6 protein-coding genes and 1 pseudogene are annotated in these 10733 nt (G+C 56.1%); 6 read left to right on the forward strand and 1 reads right to left on the reverse strand.

Annotation, left to right across the window (positions count from 1 at the left end; genetic code table 11):
- Nucleotides 1-663 precede the first annotated feature (663 nt).
- The 6 genes from GDJ97_RS01525 to GDJ97_RS01550 are packed head-to-tail and all read left to right on the forward strand — an operon-like array spanning nt 664 to nt 10230.
- Nucleotides 664-870 (forward strand): hypothetical protein, encoded by a 207-nt coding sequence (locus tag GDJ97_RS01525; RefSeq protein ID WP_152069479.1) that lies wholly within the window; start codon nt 664-666, stop codon nt 868-870.
- Between the two features lie 2 nt (nt 871-872).
- Nucleotides 873-2759, forward strand: a complete 1887-nt coding sequence (locus GDJ97_RS01530) for a class I SAM-dependent DNA methyltransferase (RefSeq protein WP_152069480.1) — start codon at nt 873-875, stop codon at nt 2757-2759.
- The gene (locus GDJ97_RS01535; protein ID WP_152069481.1) at nt 2756-3973 is read left to right on the forward strand and encodes a restriction endonuclease subunit S; all 1218 of its coding nucleotides are present in this window, start codon (nt 2756-2758) and stop codon (nt 3971-3973) included. Before GDJ97_RS01530 ends, GDJ97_RS01535 begins: the two co-directional genes overlap by 4 nt.
- 2 nt (nt 3974-3975) lie before the next feature.
- The gene (locus GDJ97_RS01540) at nt 3976-5274 is read left to right on the forward strand and encodes a hypothetical protein (RefSeq protein ID WP_152069482.1); all 1299 of its coding nucleotides are present in this window, start codon (nt 3976-3978) and stop codon (nt 5272-5274) included.
- Nucleotides 5261-8398 carry a type I restriction endonuclease subunit R gene (locus GDJ97_RS01545; protein ID WP_152069483.1) on the forward strand — a complete coding sequence of 1046 codons (3138 nt, stop codon included), beginning with the start codon at nt 5261-5263 and terminating at the stop codon, nt 8396-8398. The genes GDJ97_RS01540 and GDJ97_RS01545 overlap by 14 nt, the downstream gene beginning before the upstream one ends.
- A gap of 20 nt (nt 8399-8418) precedes the next feature.
- Nucleotides 8419-10230, forward strand: a complete 1812-nt coding sequence (locus tag GDJ97_RS01550) for a DUF262 domain-containing protein (RefSeq protein ID WP_152069484.1) — start codon at nt 8419-8421, stop codon at nt 10228-10230.
- A 428-nt stretch (nt 10231-10658) separates the two neighbouring features.
- On the opposite strand, the pseudogene GDJ97_RS09750 reads toward GDJ97_RS01550, so the two are convergent.
- A pseudogene (locus tag GDJ97_RS09750) lies at nt 10659-10715 on the reverse strand (integrase core domain-containing protein); the annotation flags it as partial.
- Nucleotides 10716-10733: the final 18 nt, after the last annotated feature.

Raw genomic sequence — 10733 nt, forward strand, 5'->3', positions numbered from 1 at the left:
CCTCGATGCGCTCGACCAGCCGCTGACGGCCCCGAGGCGTGAGGCGTGCGTTAGGATGTTGTGACATGGGAGGGCCCCTCTCTTCGCTGCAGACCTAGACAATCCACAGCTTCGCGGAGCCCTCCCTGCTTGTCACTAGTCAGACGTAAACAACCTGTTGGCACTAAACAGCTAGGGGCGTTTGGCACCGCCGCCCTTCAATGTGAGGCGATATCGACTGGATTCGTTCTCGGGATGCCGACAGCCAGGACTGAACTGCACCCTCGGCCGCATCCTGCGTAGGTGCGGCTGCTGCGCCCCCGCGGCTTGCAAGGCAATTATTCGATATGGGAATGACACCGATCACCGTCAGCGGCGACCGCGACGCTCTTCGGCCCATGTTGCAGTCCATGTCTCCTTCTGCATGCGTGGCATATTGCGATGGGCACGCGTCGAGTACGCCCGCAGATGCGGGCTCATGGGTGGTTGTTTACTGCGATAGGAGGAGCGTTTCAACTCGAGAAATGGCGTTGGGATCGTATAGGGTTTTTCTAAGGGTTTCTAAGGAAAAGAAATATTTCCCGGAAGTGGCGTCAGGACCACCTGTCCCATATCCGGGGCAATGGGTGTCTCAATCTAGGTGTAAAATACTTTGTATTGCAAACATAAGAGGAGTGATGACCCGTGGAATACATCGATCTCGTCAAGAGCGACGCCGACGCCACCGATATGAGGGCTTTCCTCGCTGGCGGCGATGCCGTTGCCGTGACGATCCGCATTCCCGCGAACTTGCGTGATTCGGCGAAGAAAGAAGCAGAGCTACGTGGCACCACGTTCAGCTCGCTTTTGCGTGAGTGTCTGGTTGGCGAGTTGACGAAGGATAGGAAGTAGAAGTGGCAGATATCACAAAACTCGAGAAAGAACTCTGGGAAGCCGCGGACGACCTCCGCGCCAACTCGAAGCTGACTAGCCAGCAGTACTGTATGCCCGTGCTCGGCCTCATCTTCCTCCGCTACGCATGGGGCAGGTTCAAGCGTGCTGACGCGCGGATTCAAGAAGAGCGCTCGAAGAAGACGGGACGGCAGGCTCCCGTATCCCCCGAGGATTACGCCGCAAAGGGGGCGATGTGGCTTCCCGAGGAATCTCGATACGATTACCTACTCATGCTTCCCGAGACGGCGGATGCCGGCAAAGTCGTCAACAGGGCCATGAAGGCGATCATGGACGCCAATCCGAGCCTCTCCGGTGTGCTTCCGCAAACCTACACCGACCTCGGCAACGAGCTACTGCGCAACGTCCTCCGTATCTTCAACAACCCACAGCTGGACGAAGAAGGCGACGACATCATCGGACGCATCTACGAGTACTTCCTCGGAAAGTTCGCGCCGTCGGTCGCGAGCGACGACGGGGTGTTCTTCACTCCCAAGTCCCTTGTCCGCATGATCATGAACGTCATCGAGCCCGAACGCGGGACAATGCTCGACCCCGCCTGCGGATCGGGCGGCATGTTCGTGAGCGCCGCGGACTACGTGCGCGAAAATGGCGGCAACCCCATCGACTCCATGATGTTCTACGGGCAGGAGAAGGTCGAGTACAACGCGGACCTCTGTCTCATGAACATGGCCGTCCACGGCATGCAGGCATGCGGCGACATCAAGTCCGGAGACGCGGCAAACTCCTTCTACCACGATGCGCACAAGCTAGAGGGCCAGTGCGACTACGTCGCCGCCAACCCTCCCTTCAACGTCGACAAGGTGAAGGCTTCGCAGGCAATCGATGCTGGGCGCCTGCCCCTCGGCACCCCAAAGGAGAACAAGAAGGGAGAGGTGTCCACGAGCGGAGCGAACTACCTCTGGATCAACTACTTCCTCTCGTATCTCAAGGATCACGATGAAGCAAAGGGCGAGAAGGGCGGACGCGCGGGCTTCGTTATGGCGTCGTCCGCGACCGACTCCAACGCCGAGAAGCACATGCGCCGCAAGCTCGTGGAAGACGGCTTCGTCGACACAATGATCTACGTGGGCAACAACTTCTTCTACACCAAGAGCCTGCCCTGCACCCTGTGGTTCTTCGACAAGGGGAAGAAAGGTGAGCTGAAAGACAAGGTGCTGTTCATCGACGCCCAGCGCTACCACACTGCGGTCAGCACAACGCTCAACGAGTGGACGCCCTGGCAGCTGAAGAACCTCTCCGCAATCGTCTGGCTCTACCGCGGGGAGACCGAGAAGTACTCTGCGCTGATCGACGATTACCGTAAGGCGATTGACGAGGTCGCCCCTCTGTTCCAGGATGAGCGCGCGCGTAAAGCCATGATGGGAATCTCCGATATTGATGACTTCGTTCGCGCGAAGGATGTTGCCTTTGAGGCGATCGAGCGACAAAAGCAGGTCGACAAGGAGGAGATAGATAACCTCCCGAAGCGTCAGCAGAAGGCAAGGCGCGAGGTGCTCGCCGACCACGTAGCGAAGATGGAGGCGGCCGCGACCGTCATATCGGAGGCCGTCTGGCTCACCGAGAAGTTCGGCAATGGCGAGTGGGCAGATGTCCCCGGGCTTTGCAAGATTGCGACTCGAGACGAGATATGCGGCGACCAGTCTGCCGACAAGAGCTCCTGGAGCCTGACCCCTGGCGCCTATGTCGGCGTGCCGCCCATCGAGGACGATGGGGTCGATTTCCACGAACGCATGGGAGAAATCCAGGAGGAGCTCGTTCGCCTGCAAGCCGAGAGCAACGACCTCATGGCAATCATCTCCAAGAATTTCAAGGAGCTGGAACTATGAGCAAGTGGAGCACTGTACGACTTGGCGATTTATACTCCGTCCATAACGGCCTGTCGAAAAGCCGAGAATATTTCGGAAGTGGATATCCCTTTATTGCCTTTAAGGATGTCTTTAATAATTTCTTTCTTCCGCGACAGTTTGACGGGCTAGTGCAAACAACCACCCCCGAACAGGACAGCTATTCAGTAAAGCGTGGCGATGTATTAATAACCCGGACGAGCGAAACGTACGACGAGCTTGGAATGTCTTCTGTTGCGCTCTGCGACTATCCGCACGCTACGTACAATGGATTTTGCAAAAGACTTCGCCCTGTAACAGACAGTGTGCTCCCGGAGTTCATCGGCTATTACCTTCGCACACCGCAGTTCAGAAATGAATTTCAGAAATTCTCTTCAATGACGACGAGAGCGAGTCTTAAGAATGAAAATCTGCTGAGCATGCAAATTTCTCTTCCACCCATGCCAGAGCAACGGCGAATCTCGGATATCCTCTTTGCATACGACGAGCTCATCGAGGACAACCGCAGACAGATTGAGCTGCTTGAGGAGGCTGCACAGCGTCTCTACAAGGAGTGGTTCATCGATTTCAAGTTCCCGGGATGTGAAAACGTCGCCATCATTGACGGCCTTCCTGAAGGATGGAAGACGGTTTCAGCTTCGAAATCTGCTGAAATTTCTATTGGGAAGACGCCATCTAGAAAAATCTCGGAGTATTTCTGCATGGATGGTGTTCCATGGGCCTCAGTGCGCGACCTCGGAAACGCATGCGCTTTTATTGCGCAAACCAGCGAATCCCTGACCAATGAAGCGATCGACGTTTGTAACGTAAAAATCGTACCTGAAGGAACGATTTTGCTTAGCTTCAAATTGACGGTTGGCCGCGTTTCTATCGCGATGCGCCCAATGGCAACCAACGAGGCCATTGCTCATTTTAAATATTCAGACCCTACATTGAGAGAGTATTTGTTCGAGTACCTTTCGAGTTTTCAATATTCGAGATTGGGCAGTACATCATCAATTTCTGTCGCAATAAATTCATCAATAGTAAAAGCGATGCCAATTGTTGTTCCTAATGCAGGTGTTCTTTCCGATTTCCATTACGTTTGCGGCCCGCTGTTTGATCAGATAAAAGCTCTCGTACAACAAACATCTTTGCTTTCCGAGGCCCGCAATCGCCTGCTTCCAAAACTCATGTCCGGCGAAATCGAGGTGTGATAATGGAACGCTGTTTTCAAATCGCTCTCGACCTCTCATTAATCAAAGATTTCTCTAAGCAGCTCGATTCTGAAGAGCATATCTCGATGCAGAAGATGTTTTCGACGAGTAAGTACCACGGCATAAACGCTTGGGATTGCATTGCGACTTGTGTCCATAGGATTCACGACACGTCTGGTTATCTCAAAGACATGAAGCTTGGCAAAATGGAGCATGGTAATGCATTTGATTTTTTCGAGTTCATGAATAACGCTTCGGTGATTGTCGACAGCGTCGATATGCTGGCCGATGTGTTTGACGTTGATCAGACCAACTTCGACTCTCGGTTCGACATCTTTCAGAAAAGAGGCAAAGACGGAAACGGCACTGATAAGGACTACTTTGAGTTCTTGCGTTCCCTTTGCGTTGTTCATCCGCAGAACACCAGTCGGCACAAGCGCTATCAGAACTCCAAATTCGTTAGTTGTCCATATGTCGTATGGTGCGATTCTTTAACCCGCTCCTTCTGGAACGATGCCGACTTGCATGCAAATGCTTTTACCAACGAAAACAATTCCTGGGGCGACAGCATTTGCATCTACATTGACGAGGTATTTGCCTATGTTGTCAGGCGTTATGAGTTTCTCTCGGAGATAACCAAGGGTTTGTGCAGATATCAAAATGACGTTATCCGCTCATATGTCGCCAAACCAGTGCAGCCTAAAGGGCTTGAAGAGTCGCTGGACGCCTACGTCTTACGTCTCAAGAGCGAGGCAAACGAAAGATTCGGGAGTCACGAAGATTTCATCTACGATTTCGCGCTTGATCTGATCCAATTTACGCCAAGCAATGCAGTGAATTACGCTGCGGTCGATAGATACAGAAACGCACTTCTTTATGCGTTAGAGCTTGAGCGCCACGCTCTGAATTCCATGACTCACGAAGGCGCAGAAAATTCTGGTCTTGACAATGATTCTGGATGGACTCTCTTTGGTGATTTATGGCACCCTTGTCCATCCGGGGACTTTTCCGGAAAGTACGCGTACCAGCTTGAAAAGCTGCACTACCTCGACGGAACGCACGGCCCTGACAACGCGCTCTGGGGAAGATTGCAAGTCGAGAAAATGATTCCAGAATTTCCCGGCTCAGTGCACTTCGATGAACTTTTGGGGGATCACGAGCTTTATATGCTGACGCTTACGGCATTGTATGAGCTCGCCGTCAGTTCCAGCGGGTGGATCAACGACGCGATTCCGATGGACACTAGGTATCGAGGCTTGCTTGACGACAAATCGAATGGAGGTCCCAATGCCGAAGAGTAGATACTCCGAAGAGGATGCCGTGCAGAAGCCCGCCGGGGAACTGCTCGCATCCATGGGCTGGGACGTCTTTTACTGCTTCGACGAGGAGATCCTGGGGACTGATGGCACCCTCGGCAGGTACGACTATGAGCACGTCCTCCTCGACAGATATCTCGATTCCGCCCTCCTCGAGTTGAACGAGTGGCTTGACGAGGAGAAGCTTCAGGAGGCGAAGTCGACTCTCGAGTCGTCTCTGGCCACCGACTCCCTCCTTCAGACGAACGAGAAGAAGTACAAGATGCTACGCGACGGTATCCCCGTCGAGATGGCACGGGAAGACGGAACCTCGGAAACGTTCCACGCGCAGGTGTTCGACTTCGAGCACCCCGAGAGGAACCACTTCGTCGCAGCCGAGGAGCTCTGGGTTCAAAGCCCGCTCTACAAGCGCCGATGCGACCTCGTCGGATTCGTAAACGGGGTCCCGCTGGTGTTCGTCGAGTTCAAGCGTCATGACAAGGACGTCCGCAACGCCTACAACGACAACTATTCCGACTACCAAGACACCATCCCGCAGATCTTCCACTTCAACGCCTTCGTGATCCTCTCCAACGGACTCGAATCACGAATCGGGACCTTGGGAAGCAGCTACGAGTTCTTCCACGAGTGGAAGCGACTCGATGAAGGCGACGACGTCGGGTCCGTAGCCCTGGAGACGATGCTTAAGGGCGTCTGCTCCAAGAAGAACTTCATGGATCTGCTCGAGAACTTCATCCTGTTCGACCACGGCCATGAGCCCGCGGCGAAGATCCTCGCGCGCAACCACCAGTTCCTCGGTGTCAACAAGGCGTACCAGGCGTTCGAGAACCGAGAGATCAACGAAGGGAAGCTCGGCGTCTTCTGGCATACCCAGGGCTCTGGGAAGAGCTATTCGATGGTCTTCATCGCGCGCAAGATCAAACGCCGCTCGAGTGCCGTATCGCCGACGTTCCTCGTCCTCACCGATCGAGACGAGCTCGACACCCAGATCTACGAGACGTTCGAGAGCTGCGGGTGCCTCGGGGGCGTGTCTTCCAAGGAGTGCATAGCGTCGAGCGGCGCAGATCTTCTGAAGAAGCTCGGGGGGAATCCCGCGTTCATCTTCAGCCTCATCCACAAGTTTAACGATTCGGATGCGGAGCCAATCCGTCCCAACCACGACATCATCATCCTGTCGGACGAGGCACACCGCACGAACAACGGAATCTACGCCGACAACATGGCCCGCATCCTGCCCGATGCTTCCAAGATCGGGTTCACGGGCACCCCTCTGCTCGAGAATGACAACCTCACCGCGCGCACGTTCGGCGGATACTTGTCTATATACGACTTCAAGCGCGCCGTCGAGGACGGGGCGACGGTACCCCTCTACTACGAGAACCGCAGCGACATGCTGGGAATCGAGAACCCCGACATCAACGAGGAGCTCCTGTCCGCCGTCGAGAAGATGGACGTGGACGAGAACCAGGCTGAGAAGCTCGAGCGAGACCTGAGCCGGGAGGTCCATATCCTCATGTCGAAACCCCGACTCGAGTCCGTGGCGAGGGACTTCGTCTCCCACTACTCGAGTATCTGGCAGTGCGGCAAGGCGATGTTCGTGTGCGTGAACAAGGTGACCTGCGTCATGATGTACGACCTGGTCCAGAAGCTCTGGGCCGAGCAGATTGCCCACGAGAAAGCGAAGCTCTCCAAAATGGAACAGCAGGAGGCGCTCGAACATCAGCGCAAGATCGACTGGATGGAGTCGACGGAGATGTGCGTCGTCGTGAGCCAAGAGCAAAACGAGATAGCCCGGTTCAACGCCTGGGGGCTCGACATCAAGCCCCATAGGGAGAAGATGGAGAAGAGGAAGCTCGACGACGAGTTCAAGGATCGCGACAACCCACTCCGCATCGTCTTCGTGTGCGCGATGTGGCTCACCGGCTTCGACGTCAAGTCCCTGGGGACGATGTACTTCGACAAGCCGATGAAGGCACATACGCTGATGCAGGCGATCGCCCGCGCCAACAGGGTCGACCAAGGCAAGAGCAACGGCCTCATCGTCGACTACGTCGGCATCGTGAAGGCCATGAGGAAGGCGTTGGCGGACTACACGAACACCAAGGAGGGAACCGGCACCGACCCCGTGGTGGACAAGGAAAAACTCCTCGCGAAGATCGCGTCCCTGACCGTCGATCTCGAACAGCTGTTGCTCGACAACGACTTTGACCTCGGGTTGCTCATGAGCGCGAAGGGATTCGACAAAATATCCGCAGTCAAGGACGGTGCCAACGCGGTTTGCGGGTCTCAGGAGCAGCGCAAGCGCTTCTGCATCGTCTCGCGGGAGCTATTCAAGATGTACAAGTTCACGAAGCTCGAGGAAGTCGGCCTGGAACTCTGGCAGAGGAGGGATGCCCTGAGGGCCATCTACAACGAGTTGACGAAGAAGGTTAGCGTGGCGGATACCACCGAGCAGATGGTCGAGCTGCAGGGGATCGTCGACTCCTGCGTCACTGTGACCTCGGCGCAAGAGGAGCGCAAGGCCAGCACCAAGTTCGACATCAGCGGCATCAACTTCGACAAGCTGCGCAACGAGTTCGCGAAGGTTCAGCGCAAGGAGCTCTTGCTCGAGGACTTCTCGGAGGTGCTCGAGGAGCGAATTGAGGATGCCATGAAACGCAATCCCCTCCGCGCGGACTACTACAAGCGCTACGAGTCGATCATCGACTCGTACAATGCCGAGCAGGACAAGGCGACCATCGAGCGCACGTTCCTGGAATTGATGAAGCTCTCCGAGGAGCTCGACGAGAAGCAAAAGAGCTACATCAAGGAGGGCTTCGCACGAGAGGACCAGCAAGCCGTCTTCGAGCTAATGTTCAAAGACGAGCTCTCGAAGACGGACATTGCCAAGATCAAGGCGCTCGCAATCGAGCTCGCGGACGTGGTCGAGGCCCGTCTTGCGGAGATGGTCCGCTGGACAGAGAAGGACCAGACGAGAAATGAGGTTCTTTCGCTCATTAGAAACGAGCTGTGGAGCGGCCTTCCCGAGGAGAGTTACCCCGATGACGATCTGCCCGAAATCGTTCAGAAGGTCTACGGGTTCTACTATACGAAAGCGATTGCAGCATAGGAATTTCGAGAAGAGGGCACATGAAAGACCGATTCAGCATAACCACATACTCAGTCCAGAGCATCCTCGGGCTCATCGAGAGCGGAGACATCGCCATCCCGGAGATTCAGCGCCCGTTCGTGTGGGACAGCACGCAGGTGCGCGACCTCGTCGACTCCCTCTACCACGGTTACCCGACGGGATACCTCATCACCTGGAAGAACCCCGACGTGAAGATCAAGGGCGGCGGCACCGCCGAGGGCAAGACCGTCCTCATCGACGGCCAGCAGAGAGTGACCGCACTCATGGCCGCACTCGCCGGCAGGCAAGTCCTCAACGACGACTACGAGTCCAAGCGCGTGAAGATCGCCTTCAACCCGCTCTACGACGGCGACGACACCCCGTTCGCGGTTCTTACGCCGGTAATCGAGAAGAACCCTGCGTGGATACCGGACATCTCGGTGCTCTTCGCCGCGGGGTTCAGCACCTTCAAGTTCATCGGGGACTACATCGCGGCCAACGAGGGGTGCGACCCCGACGAGGTCAGCTCCCGTATCGACGACCTCAAGGCGATCGCCGCACGGCAGCTCGGCTGCATCGTCGTCAACGCCGACTGCGGCATCGACGAGGTGACTGAGATCTTCATCCGCATCAACTCCAAGGGCAAGGTCCTCTCACAGGCGGACTTCGCCATGTCGAAGATCGCAGCCGACGAGGCCCACGGCGGAAACATGCTGCGCAAGGCGATCGATTACTACTGCCACCTTGCCGTGAAGCCCGAGTTCTGGAGCACGATCAGCAACCAGGACACCGACTACATGGCGTCCGAGTACTCGGGGCTTGCGGAATGGCTAAAGAACGACAAAGAGGACATCTACGATCCCGACTACAACGATGTACTGCGCGTGGCGTTCATGTACAAGTTCGGCCGCGGCAAGCTCGCCGACCTCGTCGCCCTTCTCTCCGGGCGCGACTTCGCGGAACGCGACTACAAGGCCGAAATCGCAGACGAGTCCTTCGAGATGCTGCACGACGGCGTCGTCAGGTTCATGACCAAGGACAGCTTCCAGGACTTCACCTCCGCGCTGAAGTCGGCCGGGTTCGTCTCGCCGTCGATCATGTCCTCAAAGGGCGCCGTCAACTTCGCCTACAACCTGTATCTCAGGTTGCGCGACGACGCAGAGGTTCCGGCAGTCGAGGTGAAGCGCTGGGTCCAGCGCTGGTACGTCATGTCGGTGTTGACGGGACGTTACTCCGGTTCGTCCGAGTCGCAGATGGACCGCGACATCAGGCGCATCTCGGAGCAGGGCTTCCTCCCTTTCTACGAGGAGGTTGTGGCCTCAAGGCTCTCCGATACGTTCTGGGAGGTCGAGCTTCCCCAGAACCTCGTCACCACGTCGACCAGGACCGGTGCGTGGATGGTTTTCCTGGCCGCCCAGGCGCGGGAGGCCAACAACACGCTGTTCACCCAGGGGTTCAAGGTAGCGGACATCATCGGAAACGTCGGGGACATTCACCACATCTTCCCCAAGGCATACCTCCAGGAGGAGCTCAACGCCCCACAGCGGCTCTACAACCAGGTCGCGAACTACACGTACCTCGAGCGTCGCATCAACATCGCCATCGGCAAGAAGCGTCCCGGTGAGTACTTCACCACCGCGCGTGACGCCATCGACTCCGGCGAGACGTATTTCGGCGACATCGGAAGCAACGAGGAGCTCTCCGCGAACTTGGAGGCTAACTGCATTCCTAACGGCATCTTCGACATGGGCGCCGAGGACTACGAAGGATTTCTCGAGCAGCGCCGGGTGCTGATGGCCAAGAAGATTGAGCGCTACTTCAAGGGGTTGTGATGTAGGGATGAGTTTCCTTCGTTTTGATCGAGTTGGCTGATTCCGATTCCCTTGAATCAGCCCTTTGCTCAATGTGGATTTGTCAAATCTTCAGCGATTTTGCACCACTCTGCACCTCTGTGCACTGATTCAGAAAGGGGGGCGTTTTGAAAGTCACCCGCTACTATTCCAAGAGTGGTGCGAGCCTTGGCGCGGCAACCATCCGATGATATAAAATAACCAGTCACTTGGAAACGAGTGGCAATCAAGAGCCGGGGGATCCCCCCGGCATTTTCTTTATCTAGGGAAGTTTCGCATGAGGGAGCTCTCGGCCTTCGTGGACGAGTTCGGCAACCTCGGCGACGATGCGAAGTACTACCTCCTGGCGCTCGTCCTGTGTTGCGTGCCATGACGTTGTTTACGCCGACGATGCGCGACATGGGCGGCAGGCCCCCGCAGGCGCTGTGCGGTCTCTCCCAATTGTAGTGGTCGATGAAGGCCTCCAGGGCGTCCGCCCTGGAGGC

The organism is Collinsella sp. AK_207A, assembly GCF_902501965.1.
Taxonomy (GTDB): Bacteria; Actinomycetota; Coriobacteriia; order Coriobacteriales; family Coriobacteriaceae; genus Collinsella.